Below are 20,524 nucleotides of genomic sequence, written 5' to 3'. Positions count from 1 at the left end.
ACAAGCAAGATAGGGGGGTTGTGTCCCAGCCCCCCTCGAACTCCCCCGGTGGCTTTTCTGTGACTCAGATTCCGACGTGGAGCGGTGGACAAGTCAGTCCCCCGAACGGACGTGCGGCACCCGGCACCACCATCGGTGACCGTTACTCACTGCGTTCGCCGGTGGGCAACGGCGGTATGGGCACGGTCTGGCGTGCCAACGACACCCTGCTCCGCCGTGACGTCGCGGTGAAGGAGGTCATCCTTCCCCCGGGCCTGGCCCCCAGTGACCGTGACTCGATGTACGAACGCACCCTGCGGGAGGCCCGCGCCGCCGCCGCCATCCAGCATCCCGCCGTGGTCCAGGTGTACGACGTGGTGACCGAGGGTGGTCGCCCCTGGATCGTGATGGAGCTGCTGGACGCCCGCAGCCTGGCCGACATGGTGATCGAGGACGGTCCGGTCGCCCCCCGGGCGGTTGCCAAGATCGGCATCGCGTTGCTTGGCGCGCTGGAGGTGGCGCACTCGATCGGGGTGCTGCACCGCGACGTCAAGCCGGCCAACGTGCTGATCTGCACCGACGGGCGCTGTGTGCTCACCGACTTCGGCGTCGCCCGGATGCCCACCGACGTGCAGCTCACCACCCCGGGAATGGTGCTCGGCTCGCCGCACTTCATCTCCCCGGAACGGGCCATGGGGCAGGACTTCGGGCCACCGAGCGACCTGTTCTCGCTCGGCGTGACGCTCTACACGGCGGTGGAGGGCCGGCCTCCCTTCGACAAGGGTGACCCGATCGAGACCATGCACGCCGTGGTCGAGGATCCGCCCGCCACACCGTCCCGCAGCGGCCCGTTGACCTCGGTGCTGATGGGTCTGCTGGAGAAGGACCCGGCCCGCCGTACCGACGTGCACACCGCCCGCGCCACCCTGCGTGAGCTGCTCGCCGGGCCGCTGACCAGCACCGCGACCGCGGTGCACTCGGTGACCGACCCGTACGCCGTGGTGCCCGTGCAGCGCCCGGTGTCGCCACCGGCACCGGCGGTGGCGACGCCGGAGCCGAAGCCGAGCGGTCAGATCGGTGGCCGGGCGATGATCGGCCCCGGCGAGTCGCTCACCGACCGGCTCGCCGAGTTGCGCCGGCTCGGACGGCCGAAGAAGCCCGCCGCCAGCGCCGCCGCACTGGACGAGACCAGCGCGGACGCATTGGCCGGTCCGCTGCACACGCCGACCGGGGCGATGCCGGCCCCGGGCCGGACGGGGTCGACCGACAAGCCCGGCGGCGACGACCAGGCGGAGGCGACCCTGCGGCTGGGTGCCGGTGACCGGGCCGACGCGGCCGGCCGGTCCGCGGCCGGTGCGGCCGACGCCACCCAGGCGGTCCCCTTCGGCAAGCGCCCCCAGACCACCTACGGCACCAACCGGTCCGCCGGTTTCGGTGCCGATGCCGGTGCCGGTGCCGGTGAGTCCGAGGCCACCCAGCGGATCGGTGGCCAGCCCGAGGCCACCCAGCGGATCGACGCCGGCGGCCCCGAGGCCACCCAGCGGATCAGCGGTGGCCGTGCGGACGCCACCCAGGCCGTACCGGCGTGGGGTGCTCCGCCCGGCGCGGGTGGGCGGGCCGACGCCACCCAGGCCGTGCCGGCGTGGGGTGCTCCGGCCGCCGGTCCGCCCGGCGGCGGCTACGGTGGCAACCAGTGGTCGGTGCCGGGCACCGGCCAGCCGTGGACCACCCCCGCCGCGAGCAGCGGCACCGGCGGCGCCCGGGGGGCCGGTGACCGGCTGGTCGCCACCGTGCGGGCGCTGCCCCGCAAGGTGCAGCTCGCCGCGGCCGGCGGGCTGGCCGTGGTGCTGCTGATCGGCGCGATCGTGCTGTTCAGCGGCGGCGACGAGGAGCCGGTCGCGCCGCAGGCCGGCCCGACCCCCTCGGCCGCTCCCGTCGGCAGTGACCTGGAGCTGCGGGAACACTCCGCCCGTGGGGTACGGGTGATGGTGCCCAAGGACTGGAAGCGCGCCACCGGCGGCAGCTTCGTGGACTACACCGACCCGGAGGACTCCGGCCGCCGGGTGCGGATCATCGTGGAGGACTTCCGGACCACCTCGGTCCGCTGGGCCGAGGTCGCCGCGGACGGGCTGCGGACCCGAAACACCTGCGCCAAGCCGTACAACCAACTCGCGTTGGACGAGAAGGAGCTGGCCGGCAAGGCGGCGGCGGAGCTGGAGTACACCTGCGGCGAGGGTGACAAGCGGCGGCACGGGGTGTGGCGCGGGGTGGTGCACGAGGGGAAGGCGTACTCCTTCTATCTCACCTCCGGCCACGACCGGTTCGAGGAGAGCAAACCGATCTTCGACGAGATGGTGAAGTCCTTCCAACTCACCTCCGCCGGCTGAGCTGCCGGGGGCGACACGTGGCGGTCCGCCGTCGTGCTATCAACATCAGATGGCGGCGGACACCACTGACATCGACGACCTTCGCGGGCAGGCTCAACGCTGGCTCGCCGACGACCCCGACCCGGCCAGCCAGGACGAGCTGCGGGCCCTGCTCGACCGGCTGCCGGACAGCGCCGCCGAGCTGGCCGACCGCTTCGCCGGGCCGCTGACCTTCGGCACCGCCGGGCTGCGGGGCCCGCTGCGCGCCGGCCCCAACGGCATGAACCTGGCCGTGGTCACCCGAGCCGCCGCCGGCCTGGTCGGCTGGCTCGCCGCCCAGGGTGCCACCGGCCCGCTGGTGATCGGGTACGACGCCCGGCGCGGCTCGCACGAGTTCGCGCTCCGCACCGCCCAGGTCGCCACCGGGGCGGGCCGCCCGGCGCTGGTGCTGCCCCGACCGCTGCCCACCCCGGTCCTCGCGTACGCGGTCCGTCACTTCGGCGCGGCGGCCGGTGTGATGGTCACCGCCAGCCACAACCCGCCGCAGGACAACGGCTACAAGGTCTACCTCGGTGCCGAGCTGGGCGGTGCCACCGGTGCCGGGGCGCAGATCGTGCCGCCGGCCGACACCGGGATCGAGGTGGCCATCCGGGCCGTCGGCCCGCTCACCGAGGTGCCGCTAGGTCCGACCGGTGAGCTGCTCGGCGACGACCTGACGACCGGGTACGTGGAGTGGGCCGCTGCGGTGGTCGCCCCGGGCGGCCCGCGTGACCTGGCCGTGGCGTACACCCCGCTGCACGGGGTAGGTGCCGCCGTGTTGACCGCCGCCTTCGCCCGGGCCGGCTTCGGCATCCCCGGGATCGTGCCGGACCAGGCCGAGCCGGATCCGGCCTTCCCGACGGTCGCCTTCCCCAACCCGGAGGAGCCCGGCGCGGTGGACCGCCTCGTGGCGCTCGCCGAGGCCACCGGCGCGGACCTGGCCATCGCCAACGACCCGGACGCGGACCGCTGCGCCGTCGTCGTCCGCCAACCCGCCGGTGCCGGGGCGGCAGGCAGTGCCGGGGCGGCAGACAGTGCCGGGGCGGGGTCGGCCTGGCGGATGCTGCGCGGGGACGAGGTGGGGGTGCTCCTCGCCGACCACCTGATGCGCCGGGGCGTCCAGGGCTGCTTCGCCACCACCATCGTCTCGTCGTCCCTGCTCAAGGCGATGTGCGCGGCCCGGGACCGGCCGTACGCCGAGACGCTCACCGGGTTCAAGTGGATCGTCCGGGCTGGTGACGGCGCCGACCCGCTGGCCTACGGGTACGAGGAGGCGCTCGGCTACTGCGTCGCCCCGGACCACGTACGCGACAAGGACGGCATCACCGCCGCGCTGACCGTCGCCGAGTTGGCTGCCGGGCTGAAGGCGCAGGGGCGGACGCTCACCGACCGGCTGGACGAGCTGGCGGCCGAGTTCGGCGTGCACCAGACCGACCAGCTCTCCGTCCGGGTGACCGATCTGACGCAGATCGCCGACGCGATGGCCCGACTCCGGCAGCACACCCCGCAGAGTCTGCTCGGCGCACCGGTCACCTCGGCGGAGGACCTGCTGCCCGACGCCGACGTGGTGATCCTGCGTACCGGAACCGCCCGGGTGGTGGTCCGACCGTCGGGCACCGAGCCGAAGCTCAAGGCGTACCTGGAGGTGGTGGAACCGGTCGACGGCGGCGACCTCGGCGCGGCCCGCCAGCGCGCGGACGCCGCGCTGCGCGCCCTGCGCGCCGAGGTGGCCACGGCCCTGGGGTGGTGAGCCGGTGCCGGGGTCACTCGCGGCGCAGCCCGTCGGCCCGTGGGTGGGCCGGTGCCGGGGTCACTCACTGCGTAACCCGTCGGGCCGGGTGAGTCGCCACAGCAGCGGCTGGCTGGCGGCGGTGACGGCCAGCACCACCAGCGCTGCCGTGCCCGAGACACCGGCGATCGCCGCCCAGTTGAAGACGATCGGCTCGTCCACCATGGCGAGCAGCAGCGCGCCCAGCCCTCCGCCGGTGACGACGGCCAGGGCCAGCCCGAGCAGCACCGGGATCGCCACCTGGTAGAGCACCGATCCGGAGAGGGTCCGGCGTCGGGTGCCGAAGGCGGTGAGCACGGCCAGCAGCCGCCGGCGCTCGCGGAGCTGTTCCAGGACGTTGACCAGCAGGCTCGCCCCGATGATCAGCAGCAGCGCTATCGCCCCCACCTGCAGCGCCTGTTCGAAGTCACCGAGCAGGCCGTTGCCGGGCCGCGCGAAGCCCGTGACGAAGGCGAGCGGGTCGATCCGGTAGACGGCGGTGCGCAGCTGCTCGATCGCGTCCGGGTCGGTGCCGTCCAACCCGGCGAGGTACGTGACCGGCTCTGGCGCGGGCGCGCCCAGCGCGCCCGGGGTGACCAGCAGGTCCGCCATGACAAGCTTGTCGTACTGCTCGACCGCGCGCATGTCGGCCGGCACCGTCCACCTGGTCTGGTCGCCGTCGGTGTCGAAGGTGACGGTCGCCCCGGGGGCGACCTCCGGGCGCTCCCGACCGCTGGCGACGAAGCTGTCCCCGTCGGCGCAGCTCGGCAGGTCGGCGTAGTGTCGCAGACCGTCGCAGTCGGCGATCCACATCTCCACGTAGGCCGGCGTGTCCGGACTGGTGCGCAGTTGGGAGACCGCAGTGACCGGACCCACGCCGGGGGCCTCCGCGAGGGCCGTGGCGACCTGGCCGGCCAGCCGGTCCGCCGGCTCGCGGTAGGTCGACACGGAGGCCTGGAACTGGCTGGTGTCGCCGTACCGGCCGATCGCGGCGAGCTGCCCGGCCCCGAGCACGCCCTGCACGGCGATGATGCCGGCCACCGAGACGGCGATGCCGGAGACCGCCCGGACCGCCGTGTCGCTGTCGAGTTGGAGTCGACGCACGGCGAGTTGCCACGCCACACCCCCGCCCCCGAGCCGACGGACCACCGACTGGACCACCCAGGGCAGCAGCAGCACCAGGCCGAGCAGCAGCAGGGTGATCCCCGCGACGACCTGTACCTCGACCAGCTCGCCGGTGACCTCGGACATCCGGCCGGTCAGCGGGGCGAGCAGCAGCAGGCCGAGCGCCGGGGGCAGCAGCCGCCACCAGAGCTGACGACGGCGCTCACGACCCCGCCGCACCACACCTAACGGTTCGATCATCACCCGCCGCAACGCGGAGAGGGTGACCAGCACGGCGGCGGTCGGCACGGCCAGGACGACCAGGGCCACCAGGGCGGGCACCGGCCGCAGGTCGGCGGGGAAGAAGCTGAACCTGACCGGGAGGAGTTCACCGACCAGCCGACCGACGCCGAAGAAGAGCAACGCGCCGACGACCATCCCCAGCAACGCCCCGACCAGGGTTTCCCCGGCGGCGATCCGGCGGGTCATGGTGGTGTCCGCGCCGACCAGTCGGATCGCGGCCAGCTGCCGGTCCCGGGCCTCGCTGCCGAAGCGTACGGCGGTGGTCACGAAGATCATGACGGGTAGGAGCAGGACGACCACCCCGAGTAGGGAGAGCACCAGCAGCACCGCCGGCAGGCTGCCGCTGTCTCCCGGGCCGCCACCGCCACCGAAGGTGTCCGTCCGGCTCACGCCGAAGGAGCCGGCTGCCAGCGAGTCGGCACCGCGGAAGTAGTAGAGGTCGCGGGGGCCGGCGAGGCCCTCCGGGGCGATGGTGCCGACCACCGTGGCATCCAGCCGCTCGACCAGCAGGCGGGCGTCCGGGGAGGCCAGCAGCTCGGCGAGGTCCGGCGAGACGACCATCTCGCCGGGGGCGGGCAGCCGGCTCAACCCGGGTGGGACCGGCGCCTGACCACCCTCGGGTTGCACGAGCAGCCCCTCGACGCGGAGCTCACGCCAGTCGGTGTCGGCCTCGGCGTAGAGCAGGGTGTCCGGGCCGGCCGCCGTCACGTCGGGGCCCGGGTCCCGTCCCTCGCTCCGGTCGGAGCGGGCCAGCCCGACGGTGGGCAACGCGGTGGCGGTCAGCAGCATCGCCACGCCCAGCCCCACCCCGACCGCGGTCATCGCCAGCCGGGCCCAGCCGGTCGGACCGCCGGCCACGCTGAGCCGTACCCCGAGTAACAGGTCGTGGAGCCACGCCGTCGGGCCGCGCCGGCCGGGGGCGCTCATCGGGCGTACTCCGGGGCCCGGACCTTGCCGTCGCGGACCACGACCTCCCGGTCGGAGTACGCCGCCACCCGCGCCTCGTGGGTCACCAGCACGACCGCCGCGCCGGTCTCCCGGGCGGCCGTGACGAACAGCTGCATCACCCGTTCGCCGTTGAGGGAGTCGAGTGCGCCGGTCGGCTCGTCCGCGAAGATCACCTTGGGGCCGGTGACCAGCGCACGCGCCACCGCGACCCGTTGGCCCTGCCCACCGGAGGCCTCGCCGGGGCGCTTGTCCGCCACCTCGGCGACCTCCAGCCGGGCCAGCAGGGCCGCCGCCCGCCGGGCCGCCTCCTTGCGCCGCGTGCCGGCCAGCCGCAGCGGCAGCGCCACGTTCTCCAGGCAGGTCAGCTCGGGCACCAGCTGACCGAACTGGAAGACGAACCCGAAGTCGGTACGGCGCAGGGCGCTGCGCTCGGCGTCGGAGCCGGCGAACAGGTCCCGGCCGGCGTAGCTGACCCGGCCGGCGTCGGGAGCGACGATCCCGGCGAGGCAGTGCAGCAGGGTGGACTTGCCGGACCCGGAGGGCCCCATCAGGGCCAGCACCTCACCGGCGTACACCCGCAGGGATGCGCCGCTCAGGGCCTGGGTGGCACCGAAGACCTTGGTCAGGTCCTCCGCCGCCAGCAGCGGCGCGTCGGTCGTCGGGACGGTCATCGGTTCCCCTTCCGCACCTGGGCGCTGAGCTGGTCCAGCCGGGCGGCGGTCAGCTCCAGCCAACGCAGGTCGGCTTCGAGATGGAACAGGGCGTGGTCGCAGACGAGCTGGTCGGCGAGGTCACCGGTGAGCTTGCGGTTGGTCAGCTCCCGCATCTGCCCCAGATGGGCGGCGCGCTGGATGTCCAGCAGGTCGGTCGCGTCCCGGCCGGTGAGCAGCGCCAGCACGACCTTGGTGTAGAGCTTGCTCTGCAGGTAGGCCTCGGGCTGCTCCGGTTTTCTCAGCCACTGCTCCACGTCGGTGACACCGGCCGAGGTGATCGCGTACCGCTTGCGGTCCGGGCCGTCACCGGGCTCGGACTCCACCTCCACGAGGCCGTTCTTCAGCAGCCGGGCCAGGGTCGCGTAGACCTGCCCGTAGTGCAGCGACCGGCCGTGACCGAACTGGTCGTCGTAGGAGCGTTTCAACTCGTAGCCGTGCCGGGGTCCGTGCTCCAGCAGGCCCAACAGTGCAAAGCCAACAGACATGAGGCACACTATACACACGAGCTATACACTGCGTGTAGACCCAGCCGGAGGCGGAGCGCGCACCCGAGACCCGAGATGGCCCTTCGCGACTGCCGCGCCCGGCCGGCAGTTGACCTTGACCGACCCGACGCCCACCCAGACACCCACCGTCATCGCTTGCCTGCAGAACGTTTGATAATTAGTATCTCCGCGTCAAGTCCGGCCATTTACCGACGCCATGGTGATTGCATTCTTCGGCACGTTTCATTTGTGGCTTTCGGCTGTTGCATTTCGGGACGGAAAGGTGTTGCACGATGCATGCAACGAACGGTTCTTCGGTACCACGCCGACAACTCGGCAGACTGCTCACCAAGCTCCGGGAGGACGCGCAGGTCACCATCGAGTCGGCCGCCGACGAGCTGGACTGCTCGCGGCAGAAGATCTGGCGGATCGAGCGGGGCCTGACCGCGGCGCGCGGCCCCGACGTCCGGGTGCTCTGCGAGCTGTACCGGGCCAACCAGGAGCAGGCCGCCGTGCTGCTCGGGCTCACCGAGTTGAGCAAGGCCGAGGGCTGGTGGCACGCGTACGGCCGGTCCATTCCGATCTGGTTCTCGCTCTACATCGGGCTGGAAAATGTCGCCCGCCAGGTGCGGTACTACAACGCCGAGTTGGTCCCGGGAATACTCCAGACCCCGGGATACGCCACCGCACTCTTCCTGCACAACCGGCCGGAGCTGAGCGAGGAGGAGCGGAAGAAAATTGTGAGCCTGCGGATCCAGCGGCAGGGGCTACTGGCCCGGCGGCTCCCACCGGCTCCCGACCTGACCGTCGTTCTCAGCGAGGCGGTGCTCCGCCGCCCGGTGCCGGGCCGACCGGTGATGGCCGAGCAGCTCCGGCACCTGCTCGCGGTCGGCGAACGGTCCAACATCACCGTCCGGGTGCTGCCGCTGGCCGCCGGGCCGCCGCTGGCCGCCGAGGCCGGCACCTTCGTCCTGCTCGACTTCCCGACGAACGCCGTCGGCAACCCGAGCGAGCCACCGACCGTCTACGTCGAGGGGCTCACCGGCGCGCTCTATCTCGACCAGCCGGAGGAAATCATCGCGTACGAACGGGTCTGGTCCGGGCTGGAATCCCTCGCCCTCGATGAGCGACAATCGATGGAATTGATCGACGCCATCCTGGGAGAGTGCTATGAATGACCTGACCGGAGCCCGCTGGCGCACCAGCACCCACAGCGGCACCAACGGTGGCGAGTGTGTGGAGGTCGCCGACAACCTCACCGGCGTCGTCGCCGTCCGGGACAGCAAGGACCCGGCCGGACCGGTGCTCACCCTCGCCCCGGCCGGCTGGGCCGACTTCGTCCGCGCCGTCCGGACCCACCGCTTCGGGCACTGACTCCCCGCCCCGCCCGGCCGCCGCACCCCACCCGAAAACCAATGAGGTACGGCGGGCGGGGCCCTCAGTGGCATGGGCCCGCAGCGTCCGGGGCGCTCAGTGGCATTGGGCCCGCAGCGTCCCGGGCCCTCAGCGGCGGGGGCCGAGGGCGGCGTTGATCGCCTGCCCGAGCACGGCCACGACCAGCGCGATCGACGGGCGTACCACCGAATCTTCCATGCTGATCTCACCGGAGAAGCCGGCGCCCCCGGCGATCTCCTCCAGCCGCTTGCCCACGTCGCGGGCGTCCTCGCCGGTCAGCCCGAGCGCGGGCTCCATGCGTACCGCGGCGACCAGGGTGGCCAGGGCGGCGGTCCGCTCGTCGGGTGCCGGGCCACCGGTGAGCGCCTCGGTCAGCCGCCGCCGGGTGTCCTCCTCCACCGCCGGATCGACCGTCGGGTACCGGTGGACCACGATGAAGTCGAGTTCGGTCTCCTCGACGTCACGCACCACACCCCGCTCGACCAGGTCGCCGAGGATCCGGTCCCGCAGGCCGTGGCGAAGCCGCTGCACCCAGGAGGAGGGCGAGTGGGGCTGCTCGTCGGCCATCCGGGCGAGCACCTCGTCGACGGTCGGCTCACCGGTCGGCGTGGGGTCCACCACGGTCAGGTTCCCGCTGTCGTACGCGACCCGCCCGGCGAGCGCCAACTCCACCAGGACCGCCGCGGCCATGCCCAGGTCAAGGCTGATCCGGGGCATGGTCGCCTTGCCGGTTTCATCGTCGTACGCGAGCAGGAGCAACTCTTCGGCGAGCGCAACACCAGTCATGGCCGCAGACGCTAGCCGGTCTCCGCACCCCCGCGCATCGACTCGCCCGTGAGGTGAGAAGCGGCCCTCCCCCGGCAGTCGCCGCACGCCCCACCCACCGCTGCCGCGCGCCCCGCCCCGCTGCCGCGCGCCCCGCCCCGCCCGCAGCCGCCGCGTGTCCCGCCCCGCCGCCGCGTGTCCGGCCTACGGGTGTGAGAGGGGAACCCCGCTATACCGAAAGCGTTAACAGGGGGCCCTTCCTTACAGCTAGAAGCGGGGCATGCCGCCGAACTGGCGGTCGCCGGCGTCGCCGAGGCCGGGCACGATGAACTTGCTGTCGTTGAGGCCGTCGTCGATCGAGGCGGTGACCAGCCGCAGCGGGAGACCCGACTGGGCGAGGCGTTCGATGCCGACCGGTGCGGCCAGTACGCAGAGCACGGTGATGTCGGTGCAGCCCCGGTCGGCCAGCAGCCGGCAGCAGTGCTCCAGGGAGCCGCCGGTGGCCAGCATCGGGTCGAGCACCAGCACCGGCAGGCCGGTCAGGTCGCGGGGCAGCGACTCCATGTAGGCGCGCGGCTCGTACGTCTGTTCGTCGCGGGCCAGGCCGACGAAGCCCATCGACGACTCCGGCAGCAGCCCGAGGGCGGCGTCGGCCATCCCGAGCCCGGCCCGCAGCACCGGGACCAGCAGCGGCGGGTTCGCCAGCCGGGTGCCTTCGGCGCCGGTGACCGGGGTCTGGACCGGGTACTTCTCCACGGGGAAGGAGCGGGCGGCCTCGTACACCAGCATGGTGGTGAGTTCGTGCAGCGCTGCCCGGAAGGTGGCGGAATCGGTGCGCGTGTCCCGCATGGCGGTCAGCCGCGACTGGGCGAGCGGATGGTCAATGACGTGTACGTCCACGATCGCTCAACCTACCCGCCGGTCGCCGTCGGCACCGTGCCCGTGGGCAGACCAGCGACCTCGCTCACCACCGGCGGGGTGCGCACGCCGCTCGCTCAAGATCAACCGATCCGGGGCTGCGTAGACTTCCCGGCATGACGGCGACAACGACGTCGGCCCGGTCGGACCTCACCGAGCTGGGACGATCCGAGACCGCTCTGCGGACCTTCCTACACGGCCTACCGGGCGTGGATCAGGTGGGCGCGGAGCAGCGGGCAGCCCAACTCGGCACCCGCTCCATCAAGACCACCGCCAAGGCCCAGGCCATCGACCTGGCCATCCGGATGGTCGACCTGACCACCCTGGAGGGGGCGGACACCCCCGGCAAGGTACGCGCCCTCGCGGCCAAGGCGCTGCGCCCCGATCCGGCCGACCCGTCCTGCCCGCACGTCGGCGCGGTCTGCGTCTACCCGGCGATGGTCGGGCACGTGGCCGAGGTGCTGCGCGGTTCCGGCGTACACCTGGCCAGCGTGGCGACCGCCTTCCCGTCCGGCCAGGCCCCGCTGGAGATCAAGCTCGCCGACACCCGGGCGGCCGTGGCCGCCGGCGCCGACGAGATCGACATGGTGATCAACCGGGGTGCCTTCCTGGCCGGCCGCTACGCCGAGGTGTACGACGAGATCGTCGCGGTGAAGGAGGCCTGCGGCTCTGCTGATGGCGGTCGCCAGGGGCGGCCGGCAGCGCACCTGAAGGTGATCCTGGAGACCGGCGAGCTGGCCACCTACGACAACGTGCGCCGGGCCTCCTGGCTGGCGATGCTGGCCGGCGGCGACTTCATCAAGACCTCCACCGGCAAGGTCCCGGTCGCGGCCACCCTGCCGGTGACCCTGGTGATGCTGGAGGCGGTCCGTGACTTCCGGGCCGCCACGGGGCGGCAGGTGGGCGTGAAGCCGGCCGGCGGCATCAAGAACACCAAGGACGCGATCAAGTACCTGGTGCTGGTCAACGAGACCGTCGGCGCGGACTGGCTGGACCCGGACTGGTTCCGGTTCGGCGCGTCCAGTCTCCTCAACGACCTGCTGATGCAGCGCACCAAGCTGACGACCGGCGTCTACTCCGGTCCCGACTACTTCACCCTGGACTGACCGTGATGTTCGAATACGCCCCCGCGCCCGAGTCGCGCGCGATCGTCGACCTGAAGCCGTCCTACGGGCTGTTCGTCGACGGCAGGTTCGTCGACGGCGAGGACCGCCACAAGTCGGTCAACCCGGCCACCGAGGAGGTGCTCGCCGAGGTCACCTGGGCCAGCGAGGCGGACGTGGACCGCGCGGTCCGGGCCGCCCGCAAGGCGTACCGGAAGGTGTGGGGTCCGATGCCCGGCCGGGACCGGGCCAAGTACCTGTTCCGGATCGCCCGGCTCCTGCAGGAACGCTCCCGCGAGCTGGCGGTGCTGGAGTCACTCGACAACGGCAAGCCGATCCGGGAGGCCCGCGACGTCGACCTGCCGCTGGTCGCCGCGCACTTCTTCTACTACGCCGGCTGGGCCGACAAGCTGGAGTACGCCGGGTTCGGCCCCGGGTCGGCGGGCCGGCGCGGCGGGTCGGTGCCGCCGCCGCTCGGGGTAGCCGCGCAGGTCATCCCGTGGAACTTCCCGCTGCTCATGCTGGCCTGGAAGATCGCCCCCGCGCTGGCCGCCGGCAACACGGTGGTGCTCAAGCCGGCCGAGACCACCCCGCTGACCGCGCTGCTCTTCGCCGAGATCTGCCAGCAGGCCGACCTGCCGCCAGGCGTGGTCAACATCGTCACCGGGGCCGGCGAGACCGGCCGCGCCCTGGTCGAGCACCCCGGCGTGGACAAGGTCGCCTTCACCGGCTCCACCGAGGTCGGCAAGGCCATCGCCCGCTCGGCCGCCGGGACCACCAAGAAGGTCACCCTGGAGCTGGGCGGCAAGGCCGCCAACATCGTGTACGACGACGCCCCCGTCGACCAGGCGGTCGAGGGGATCGTCAACGGCATCTTCTTCAACCAGGGGCACGTCTGCTGTGCCGGTTCCCGGTTGCTGGTCCAGGAGAACGTCGCCGAGCAGGTGCTGGAGTCGTTGAAGCGCCGGATGGCCCGGCTGCGGGTCGGCGACCCGCTGGACAAGAACACCGACGTCGGCGCGATCAACTCCGCCGCCCAGCTGGCCCGGATCCGGGAGCTGACCGACGCCGGCGCCGCCGAGGGCGCGCAGCGCTGGTCACCCCCGTGCGAGCTGCCCGAACGCGGGTTCTGGTTCGCCCCGACGATCTTCACCGGGGTCACCCAGGCGCACCGGATCGCCCGGGAGGAGATCTTCGGCCCGGTGCTGTCCGTGCTTACCTTCCGCACCCCGGCCGAGGCGGTGGAGAAGGCCAACAACACGCCGTACGGGCTCTCGGCCGGCATCTGGTCGGAGAAGGGCTCGCGGATCCTCTGGACGGCCGACCGGCTGCGCGCCGGGGTGGTCTGGGCCAACACGTTCAACAAGTTCGACCCCACCTCGCCGTTCGGCGGGTACAAGGAGTCGGGTTACGGCCGCGAGGGCGGCCGGCACGGGCTGGAGGCGTATCTCGATGTCTGAGCGGGTCGCGGTACGCAAGACGTACAAACTCTTCATCGGCGGGAAGTTCCCGCGCAGCGAGTCGGGACGGTCGTATCTCGTGCAGTCCGCAAACGTCGCCCTGGCCTCCCGTAAGGACGCCCGGGACGCCGTGGTCGCCGCCCGCGCCGCCGGCAAGGGCTGGTCGGGCGCGACCGCGTACAACCGGGGCCAGATCCTCTACCGGATCGCCGAGATGCTGGAGGGCCGCCGCGAGCAGTTCGTCGCCCTCGGCGTACCGGCCGCCGAGGTGGACGCGGCGGTCGACCGCTGGGTCTGGTACGCCGGCTGGTCCGACAAGCTCCCCCAGGTGTACGGCGGCGCGAACCCGGTAGCCGGCCCGTACTTCAACCTCTCGGCACCCGAGCCGACCGGGGTGGTGGCCGCGGTGGCCCCCGGGTCCCCGGCGCTGCTGGGCCTGGTCAGCGTGATCGCCCCGGCGATCGTCACCGGCAACACGGTGGTGGTGGCCACCAGCGAGTCGGCCCCCCTGGCGGCGGTGACCCTGGCCGAGGTGCTGGCCACCTCCGACCTGCCCGGCGGCGTGGTCAACCTGCTCACCGGCGCGATCGGCGAGACCGTCCCGACCCTCGCCGCCCACCTGGACGTCAACGCCCTGGACCTGGCCGGCATCGCTGACCCCGCCCTCGCCACCGACCTGGAGGCCAAGGCGGCGGAGAACCTCAAGCGGGTCCTGCGCCCCCTCCCACCCGACCACGACTGGACCACCACCCCCGCCCTGACCCGAATGACCACCCTCCTGGAGACCAAAACCGTCTGGCACCCCAAAGCCCCCTGACCCCCACCCCGGGGCAGGCCCGGGGTGGGGTGGGGATCTACTACGGGGGGTAGGATTGGGGGGTGACTCGGCTGGGTGAGTTGGAACGTGCGGTGATGGACGTGCTGTGGGACGGTGTGCCCGACACGTCTGGCGGGGTGACCGTGCGGGAGGTCGCCGAGGCGCTGGACGGCCGCGAGCTGGCGTACACGACGGTGATGACCGTCCTGGACCGGCTGGCCGGCAAGGGCATGGTGCAGCGCGAGCGGGAGGGGCGGGCCTGGCGGTACCGGGCCTCGGCCACCCGGGAGGCGCACATCGCCCAGCTCATGCTCGACGCGCTCGACCTCGGTGGCAGCCGGGACGCCGCGCTGGTCCGCTTCGCCCGGTCGGTGACCGGCACCGAGGCCGAGGTGCTCCGGGCGGCGCTCACCGCCGAGGCCGCCGGCACCGAACGCCCCGCCCCGCCCCAGGCCCGGTAGGGCGACGACCATGGCGTACGCCGTGCACTTCGCCGCCGCGGTGCTGGCCTGCTGGCTCTTCGCCCAGGTGCTGGCCCGGTCGACCTGGACCTGGCGCGGCCCGGGGGTGGCGATCCTCTGCTGGCAGGCGATCGGCCTGGCTCTCGGCCTCTCCGCGATGGGTCTGCCGATGGCGCTCGGCGTCGCCGCGTACGACCGGCCGACCGGCAGCGCGCTGGTCGCCCTCGGCGACGACCTCCTGCACGGCAGGCTGCCGGCCGGAGTGGGGGCGGTGCACCTCGGGCTGGTGGGTGTCGGGTTCGGCATCGGCGCGGTGCTGCTGGCCACCACCGTGCGCAGCATCCACGGCACGGTACGCGCCCAGCGCCGCCACCGGGACCTGCTGACCCTGGTCGCCCGGGACGACCCGGCGGCCCCCGGCGCGCTGGTGCTGGACCATCCCGGTGCCGCCGCCTACTGCCTGCCCGGGATGCGGCCCCGGGTGGTGGTCAGCGCCGGCACGCTGGACCTGCTGGACCGGGCCGAGTTGGCCGCGGTGCTCACCCACGAACGCGCCCACGCCCAGGAGCGACACGACCTGGTGCTGCTGCCGTTCACCGCGCTCTGCCGGGCGCTGCCCTGGCTCCGCTGGGTGCGCCGGGCGCACGACCGGGTCGCCCTGCTGGTCGAGATGCGCGCCGACGACAAGGCCCGGCACCTGCACGCCGAGGCCCCCCTGGCCGGGGCGTTGCGCCGGTTCGCCGCCGCCGGCAACCGGATCACCCCGGCCGGCACCCTCGGCCTCGGCGACCGTGACCTCGACGTCCGGGTGCAGCGGCTGCTGGTCGCCGACCATCCGCCCCGCCTGATCGGCGCCATCGTCCTGGCGGCCACCACCACCCTGGCCGCGCTGCCCATCACCCTCTTCCTCACCTGATCCCCGGCCCGCCCGTTCCCGGGCCCCGACCCACGTCGAGGTGGCCTCCATGCGCTGGGAAACCCTCCTGCCGGCCCGACTAGGCTCTCCGGCGATGTGCTGGTGGGTGTTCCGAGGACGACCCGACGACAGGACACCGACGTACTGGTGAACCGCCGTCCGTTCGATCCGCGACTGCTGCGCCGGGTCCCCGCGGCCCGGGGCGACCTCGTGCTGCTCACCGCCCTCGCGGTGCTGGCGGCACTGCTGATCGTCGCGCAGGCCACCGCGCTGGCCACGCTGCTGGCGGCCGGCTTCGACGGCCGGCTCGACCGGGGCGCGCTTGCCGGTTTCCTGGTGGCGGTGACCGCCCGGTCGGCGCTCACCTGGGCGCAGGGCACGGTGGCCGCGCGGGTGGCCGCGATCGTCAAGGCCACCCTGCGCGGTGAGCTGCTCGGCGCGGTCGGCCGCAACGGCCCCGGCTGGGTCGCCGGGCAGCGCGCCGGCCAACTGGCCACCCTCACCGGACGCGGGCTCGACGCGCTCGACGCCTACTTCACCGGGTACCTCCCCCAGCTGCTGCTCAGCGTCACCGTGCCGGCCGCCGTCCTGCTGCGGGTCCTGGTCGCCGACTGGAGTTCGGCGCTGGTCATCGCGGCCACCCTGCCGCTGATCCCGATCTTCGGCGCGCTGCTCGGCTGGCAGGCCCAGGCCGCCACCGAACGGCAGTGGCGACGGCTGTCCCGCCTCGGCGGGCACTTCCTCGACATGGTCGCCGGCCTGCCCACCCTGCGGGCCTTCGGCCGGGCCCGCGCCCAGGTCGACGTGGTGCACCGGATGGCCGACGGGCACCGGGTCGCCACCATGCGGACGCTGCGGATCGCCTTCCTCTCCGGGCTGGTGCTGGAACTGGTAGCCACCCTGTCGGTGGCGCTGGTCGCCGTGCCGGTGGGCATCCGGCTGCTCGACGGCGGGCTGACGCTGGCCACCGCCCTGCTGGTGCTGCTGCTCACCCCGGAGGCGTACCTTCCGCTGCGGACCGCCGGGGCCCGGTTCCACGCCAGCATGGAGGGGCTGACCGCGCTCAACGACGCCTTCGAGGTGACCACCGACACCCCCGGCCGGGACACCGCCACGACCGCCACCGCCGGCCCGGCCCTCGCCGTGACAACGACCGCCACCGCCGGCCCGGCCAGGACCGGCCCTGCGGGAGGCAGCCCGGCGGGAGGCAGCCCGGCCGGGAGCGGGCCGGTTCCGGACGGGCGGGGCGAGATCCGGTTGGTGGGGGTGAGCGTCGCCTACCCGCGTACCACGGCGCTGCGCGACGTGACGTTGACCATCCGGCCCGGCGAGCGGATCGCGGTCGTCGGTCCCAGCGGTGCGGGCAAGAGCACCCTGCTCGGCCTCCTGCTCGGCTTCGTCACCCCGACCGAGGGCCGGATCACCGTGGCCGGGATCGACCTGGCCGGGGTCGACCGGGACGCCTGGCGTCGGCAGCTGGCCTGGGTGCCGCAGCGGGCCCACCTCTTCGCCACCACGCTTGCCGACAACATCCGGCTCGGCGCGCCGGACACCCCAGACGAGGAGCTGGCCCGCGCGGTCCGGGACGCCGCGCTGGACGAGGTGCTCGCCGCACTGCCCGACGGACTCGCCACCCGGCTCGGTGAACGCGGCCACGGCCTGTCCAGCGGGCAACGGCAGCGGGTGGCGCTGGCCCGGGCGTTCCTGCGGGACGCCCCGATCGTGCTGCTCGACGAGCCGACCGCCCGGCTGGACACCGCCAGCGAGACGGCCGTGCTGGCCGCCACCCGCCGCCTCGTCGCCGGGCGGACCGCCCTGCTGGTGGCGCACCGCCCCGCCCTGCTCGCCGACGCCGACCGGATCCTGCGGGTCGTCGACGGCCGGGTCACCGAACTCACCCCCACCGCCGAGGCCCTGCGATGAGCGACGAGCCCACCAGCGTCCCCGCCGGGTCGGGGGCCCGGACCGGGCAGCCGGGCCGGCAGAGCCAGTCGGGCCAGCCGAGCCAACCGGGCCAGCCGAGCCAACCGAGCCGGTCGAGCCGGTCGGGCCGGTTCGCCGCCGAGCGGGCCGTGCTGCGGCTCACCCGGCCGTACCTGCGCCGACTGCTCGGCGCGGGGCTGCTCGCCACGGCCACCGAGCTGGCCGGACTGGCCCTGATGGCGACCGCGACCTGGCTGCTGATGAGCGCCGCCGGCCAGCCACCGCTGGACCGGCTCACCGTGGCGATCGTCGCCGTCCGGGCGCTCGCCATCGGCCGGGGGGTGTTCCGCTACACCGAGCGCCTCGCCGGCCACGACGCCGTGCTGCGCCTGGTCGCCGACGTACGGGCCCGGGTCTTCGCCAGCCTGGCGGCCAGCCGGGACAGCGTCGGGCAACGCTCGGGCGACGCGCTCAGCCGGCTCGTCTCCGACGTCGAGACGGTGCAGGACCTGCTGCTGCGGGTGCTCGTACCGGCGTCCGCCGCCGGGCTGGTCGGGGTGCTGGCCGTGGGCGGGGCGGCGCTGGTCTCCCCGGCCGCCGCCGGGGCGCTCGCGCTGGGACTGCTGGTGGCCGGGGTGGTCCTGCCGGTGCTGGCCACCGCGCTCACCCGCCGGGGGGCCGCCGAGGTCGCCCCGCTGCGGGGTGAACTGGCCGCGGACGCCGTCGACCTCACCCACGGCGCGGCCGACCTGGCCGCCTTCGGCGCCACCGGGTACGCGTGGCGGGCCGCCCGGCAGCGGGCCGACCGGCTGGGCCGGCTGGAGCGCCGCCTCGCCGCGGTCGGGTTCGCCGTCGACGCGGCCGGGGTGCTGGTGGCCGGACTGACCGCCGCCGCGGTGGTGCTGGTCGCACTCCGCGCCGGGGTGGACGGGGTGCTCGTCGGGGTACTCGCGGTCGGCACCCTCGCCGCCGTCGAGATCGCCCTGGCCCTGGTCGGTGCCGCCCGACAGTGGACCCAGTTGCGCGCCGGGCTGGCCCGGGTCGCCGCGCTGCTCGACCCGCCGGCCACCTCGCCCGCCCCGACGAGCGCGGCGCGCCAGGCCGAGGGGCCGCCCGAGGCCCATTCGAAGCCGGCCGAGGGGCCGCCCGAGGCCCATTCGGAGCCGGCCGAGGGGCCGTGCGACGTCCGGTTCGACCGGGTGACCGTCCGGTACCGGGACGGCGGCCCGGCCGCCCTCGACCGGTTCGACCTGGACCTGCCGGCCGGCCGCCGGGTCGCCGTGGTCGGGCCGAGCGGCGCCGGCAAGAGCACCCTGGCCGCCGTGCTCACCGGTGCCGTCCGGCCCCGCTCCGGGCGGGTCACCCTGTCCGGCGTGGACCTCGCCGAGCTACCGGCGGAGCAGCTGCCCCGCACGGTGGGCGGCCTGCTCGCCGAGGCGTACGTCTTCCACGCCTCGGTCCGGGAGAACCTGCTGCTCGGCCGCCCCGACGCCGACCCGGGGGAACTGACCGCGGCGACCGCCGCGGCCGGGCTGCTGGACTGGGTACGCGCCCAACCCGAGCAGTACGACACCATCGTGGGTGAGCAGGGCGAACAGCTCTCCGGTGGGCAGCGGCAACGACTCGCCCTGGCCCGCGCCCTGCTGGCCGCGCCGGGGGTGCTGGTGCTCGACGAGCCGACCGAGGGGCTCGATCCGGCCGCCGCCGACGCCGTCCTCGCCTCGGCGCTGGCCGCCACCCCGGCCGGGCACTCGGTGCTGCTGATCAGCCATCGGCTCAGCGGACTTGACGCGTTGGACGACATCCTGGTGCTGGACTCCGGCCGGGTGGTGCAGCAGGGTCCGCACGCCGAGCTGGTCCGGGTGCCCGGCTGGTACCGGGACCAGTGGCTGGCGCAGGAGGCCGCCGAGCGGGGTTACCTCGCCCTGGCCCCCTGATCCTCCGGCCCTGATCCGACGTGCCGGCGGGGTGCGCGCAGCGCGGTACCGGAGTCGCCCACTAGGGTATGTGCCCAGAGTCACTTGGCGGTCGGAAGGCCGACGAGTGGGCAACCCGAAGCATACGGAGGTCAGCGTGGCCCGTCAGTCGCCCCAACGGCCCGACGCCGACGAGCCCGAGCTCGACGACACCACGGGATCGGCCGAGTCCGACGAGACCACCGGGTCGGCCGAGCCCGACGAGGTCGACATCGAGGCTGTCGCCGAGCCGACCACGGCACCCGACCGCGCGCTCTGGGCCGAGACGCGGATCGATCCGGTGGAGGTCGCCCTGCCCGCCGGCACCGGCTTCACGCTGCGGGCGTACCGGCCGGCTCGCGAGGTCACCCCGACGGACGTGACCGAGCGGGACCAGGACGACCCGTTCCTCGCCCGCCGGCAGGCCGCCGCCGAGGCGGAGGACGAGGACGACGAGACGGTGGTGATCCTCGACGAGGAGGTCGCCGAGGAGTTCGCCGAGAGCGACAAGGAAGCCGCTGGCAAGCGGGCCGGCGGCGACACCGCCGAGGACGACGAGGACGAGGACGAGACGGACGACGACGCCGGTGACGAGGAGGTGCCGGCCTTCCTGACCCACCAGGGGCGGTTGCTGCTCTTCAAGACCCCGGAGTCGCTCGTCACCTTCGTCCGGTCCGGCGCGCCGAACGACCTGTCCCAACTGGATGGTTGGCGCGAACTGTCCGAACGGCTCGAACCGGCCGACGTCGTCCCGCTCGACGAGGACACCTACGAGCTCGACCTGGTGGTGGAGAACCTGCGCGGCGGGCACGACACCTGGGATCCCAACCTCCTGATCCAGGCCGGCGAGGTGGCCCGTGACCTGGCGTACTCGCTGCGTCTGCCGTCGGTGTTGGACATGCTCTCCTCGGGCTCCAGCCTCGACGACCTGGACGAGGCGCTGCGGGCCACCGTCAACGGCGGGGTCGGTGGTTTCCTCGGTCGCCGACGGCTGAAGAAGATCGGGGCGCAGACCGCCAGTTTGGGTTGGCGCACCATTGTCGGGAAGATCTCTGCAGTGGTGGACTGGCGCGACTGACCCGCACCAGGGAGCATCAGTCACTGGC

17 protein-coding genes are annotated in these 20,524 nt (G+C 73.7%); 12 read left to right on the top strand and 5 right to left on the bottom strand.

Features of this window, described 5'->3' with window-relative positions; translation table 11 throughout:
• The first annotated feature begins 59 nt into the window (after positions 1–59).
• The gene (locus GA0070617_RS05795; protein WP_229688137.1) at positions 60–2,366 is read left to right on the top strand and encodes a serine/threonine-protein kinase; all 2,307 of its coding nucleotides are present in this window, start codon (positions 60–62) and stop codon (positions 2,364–2,366) included.
• Positions 2,367–2,415: 49 nt separating this feature from the next.
• Positions 2,416–4,134, top strand: a complete 1,719-nt coding sequence (locus tag GA0070617_RS05790) for a phospho-sugar mutase (protein ID WP_091434655.1) — start codon at positions 2,416–2,418, stop codon at positions 4,132–4,134.
• A 60-nt stretch (positions 4,135–4,194) separates the two neighbouring features.
• Here the strand turns inward: GA0070617_RS05790 and GA0070617_RS05785 are convergent, their stop codons facing one another.
• The 3 genes from GA0070617_RS05785 to GA0070617_RS05775 are packed head-to-tail and all read right to left on the bottom strand — an operon-like array spanning position 4,195 to position 7,705.
• Positions 4,195–6,486: an ABC transporter permease gene (locus GA0070617_RS05785; protein ID WP_091434652.1), complete on the bottom strand. Its 2,292-nt coding sequence runs from the start codon at positions 6,484–6,486 to the stop codon at positions 4,195–4,197.
• On the bottom strand, positions 6,483–7,178 hold the full coding sequence (locus GA0070617_RS05780; RefSeq protein WP_091434650.1) for an ABC transporter ATP-binding protein: 696 nt from the start codon (positions 7,176–7,178) through the stop codon (positions 6,483–6,485). Before GA0070617_RS05780 ends, GA0070617_RS05785 begins: the two co-directional genes overlap by 4 nt.
• Entirely contained in the window at positions 7,175–7,705 is a 531-nt protein-coding gene (locus tag GA0070617_RS05775) for a PadR family transcriptional regulator (protein WP_091434647.1), read from the bottom strand. The genes GA0070617_RS05780 and GA0070617_RS05775 overlap by 4 nt, the downstream gene beginning before the upstream one ends.
• 293 nt (positions 7,706–7,998) lie before the next feature.
• On the opposite strand from GA0070617_RS05775, the gene GA0070617_RS05770 reads away from it, so the two are divergent.
• Positions 7,999–8,883: a helix-turn-helix domain-containing protein gene (locus GA0070617_RS05770; protein WP_091434644.1), complete on the top strand. Its 885-nt coding sequence runs from the start codon at positions 7,999–8,001 to the stop codon at positions 8,881–8,883.
• A complete protein-coding gene (locus tag GA0070617_RS05765) occupies positions 8,876–9,079 on the top strand; it encodes a DUF397 domain-containing protein (protein ID WP_091434643.1) in 204 nt (67 codons plus the stop codon). Before GA0070617_RS05770 ends, GA0070617_RS05765 begins: the two co-directional genes overlap by 8 nt.
• Positions 9,080–9,208: 129 nt before the next feature.
• Here GA0070617_RS05765 and GA0070617_RS05760 read toward each other — a convergent pair whose 3' ends face one another.
• Together GA0070617_RS05760 and upp are read right to left on the bottom strand one after the other, a co-directional pair.
• Positions 9,209–9,886 carry a GOLPH3/VPS74 family protein gene (locus GA0070617_RS05760; RefSeq protein WP_091434641.1) on the bottom strand — a complete coding sequence of 226 codons (678 nt, stop codon included), beginning with the start codon at positions 9,884–9,886 and terminating at the stop codon, positions 9,209–9,211.
• Between the two features lie 246 nt (positions 9,887–10,132).
• Positions 10,133–10,765: a uracil phosphoribosyltransferase gene (gene upp / locus GA0070617_RS05755; protein ID WP_091434639.1), complete on the bottom strand. Its 633-nt coding sequence runs from the start codon at positions 10,763–10,765 to the stop codon at positions 10,133–10,135.
• A 134-nt stretch (positions 10,766–10,899) separates the two neighbouring features.
• Between upp and deoC the strand changes: the two genes are divergently transcribed.
• The 8 genes from deoC (at position 10,900) to GA0070617_RS05715 (ending at position 20,496) form a co-directional block, all read left to right on the top strand.
• Positions 10,900–11,889 carry a deoxyribose-phosphate aldolase gene (gene deoC / locus GA0070617_RS05750; RefSeq protein ID WP_091434637.1) on the top strand — a complete coding sequence of 330 codons (990 nt, stop codon included), beginning with the start codon at positions 10,900–10,902 and terminating at the stop codon, positions 11,887–11,889.
• Between the two features lie 5 nt (positions 11,890–11,894).
• Entirely contained in the window at positions 11,895–13,346 is a 1,452-nt protein-coding gene (locus GA0070617_RS05745) for an aldehyde dehydrogenase family protein (protein WP_091445958.1), read from the top strand.
• Entirely contained in the window at positions 13,339–14,163 is an 825-nt protein-coding gene (locus GA0070617_RS05740; protein ID WP_091434636.1) for an aldehyde dehydrogenase family protein, read from the top strand. The genes GA0070617_RS05745 and GA0070617_RS05740 overlap by 8 nt, the downstream gene beginning before the upstream one ends.
• A 62-nt stretch (positions 14,164–14,225) precedes the next feature.
• The gene (locus GA0070617_RS05735) at positions 14,226–14,624 is read left to right on the top strand and encodes a BlaI/MecI/CopY family transcriptional regulator (protein ID WP_091434633.1); all 399 of its coding nucleotides are present in this window, start codon (positions 14,226–14,228) and stop codon (positions 14,622–14,624) included.
• 10 nt (positions 14,625–14,634) lie between these two features.
• Positions 14,635–15,540 carry a M56 family metallopeptidase gene (locus GA0070617_RS05730; protein ID WP_091434631.1) on the top strand — a complete coding sequence of 302 codons (906 nt, stop codon included), beginning with the start codon at positions 14,635–14,637 and terminating at the stop codon, positions 15,538–15,540.
• Between the two features lie 147 nt (positions 15,541–15,687).
• Positions 15,688–17,463 (top strand): thiol reductant ABC exporter subunit CydD, encoded by a 1,776-nt coding sequence (gene cydD / locus GA0070617_RS05725; protein WP_091445954.1) that lies wholly within the window; start codon positions 15,688–15,690, stop codon positions 17,461–17,463.
• On the top strand, positions 17,460–19,400 hold the full coding sequence (cydC, locus tag GA0070617_RS05720; protein WP_091434630.1) for a thiol reductant ABC exporter subunit CydC: 1,941 nt from the start codon (positions 17,460–17,462) through the stop codon (positions 19,398–19,400). The genes cydD and cydC overlap by 4 nt, the downstream gene beginning before the upstream one ends.
• A 106-nt stretch (positions 19,401–19,506) precedes the next feature.
• Entirely contained in the window at positions 19,507–20,496 is a 990-nt protein-coding gene (locus tag GA0070617_RS05715; RefSeq protein ID WP_091434628.1) for a DNA primase, read from the top strand.
• Positions 20,497–20,524: the final 28 nt, after the last annotated feature.

Source organism: Micromonospora yangpuensis (genome assembly GCF_900091615.1).
Classification (GTDB): Bacteria; Actinomycetota; Actinomycetes; order Mycobacteriales; family Micromonosporaceae; genus Micromonospora; species Micromonospora yangpuensis.
This window is presented reverse-complemented; position numbering and strand designations above follow the sequence as displayed.

Bases quoted from the DNA above. Each gene is read 5' to 3' on its own strand.
- GA0070617_RS05790 (WP_091434655.1), top strand. From the start codon at position 2,416: ATGGCGGCGGACACCACTGACATCGACGACCTTCGCGGGCAGGCTCAA.
- GA0070617_RS05780 (WP_091434650.1), bottom strand. From the start codon at position 7,178: ATGACCGTCCCGACGACCGACGCGCCGCTGCTGGCGGCGGAGGACCTG.
- cydC (WP_091434630.1), top strand. From the start codon at position 17,460: ATGAGCGACGAGCCCACCAGCGTCCCCGCCGGGTCGGGGGCCCGGACC.
- GA0070617_RS05770 (WP_091434644.1), top strand. From the start codon at position 7,999: ATGCATGCAACGAACGGTTCTTCGGTACCACGCCGACAACTCGGCAGA.
- GA0070617_RS05730 (WP_091434631.1), top strand. From the start codon at position 14,635: ATGGCGTACGCCGTGCACTTCGCCGCCGCGGTGCTGGCCTGCTGGCTC.
- GA0070617_RS05785 (WP_091434652.1), bottom strand. From the start codon at position 6,486: ATGAGCGCCCCCGGCCGGCGCGGCCCGACGGCGTGGCTCCACGACCTG.
- deoC (WP_091434637.1), top strand. From the start codon at position 10,900: ATGACGGCGACAACGACGTCGGCCCGGTCGGACCTCACCGAGCTGGGA.
- GA0070617_RS05775 (WP_091434647.1), bottom strand. From the start codon at position 7,705: ATGTCTGTTGGCTTTGCACTGTTGGGCCTGCTGGAGCACGGACCCCGG.
- GA0070617_RS05760 (WP_091434641.1), bottom strand. From the start codon at position 9,886: ATGACTGGTGTTGCGCTCGCCGAAGAGTTGCTCCTGCTCGCGTACGAC.
- GA0070617_RS05765 (WP_091434643.1), top strand. From the start codon at position 8,876: ATGAATGACCTGACCGGAGCCCGCTGGCGCACCAGCACCCACAGCGGC.
- GA0070617_RS05745 (WP_091445958.1), top strand. From the start codon at position 11,895: ATGTTCGAATACGCCCCCGCGCCCGAGTCGCGCGCGATCGTCGACCTG.
- GA0070617_RS05740 (WP_091434636.1), top strand. From the start codon at position 13,339: ATGTCTGAGCGGGTCGCGGTACGCAAGACGTACAAACTCTTCATCGGC.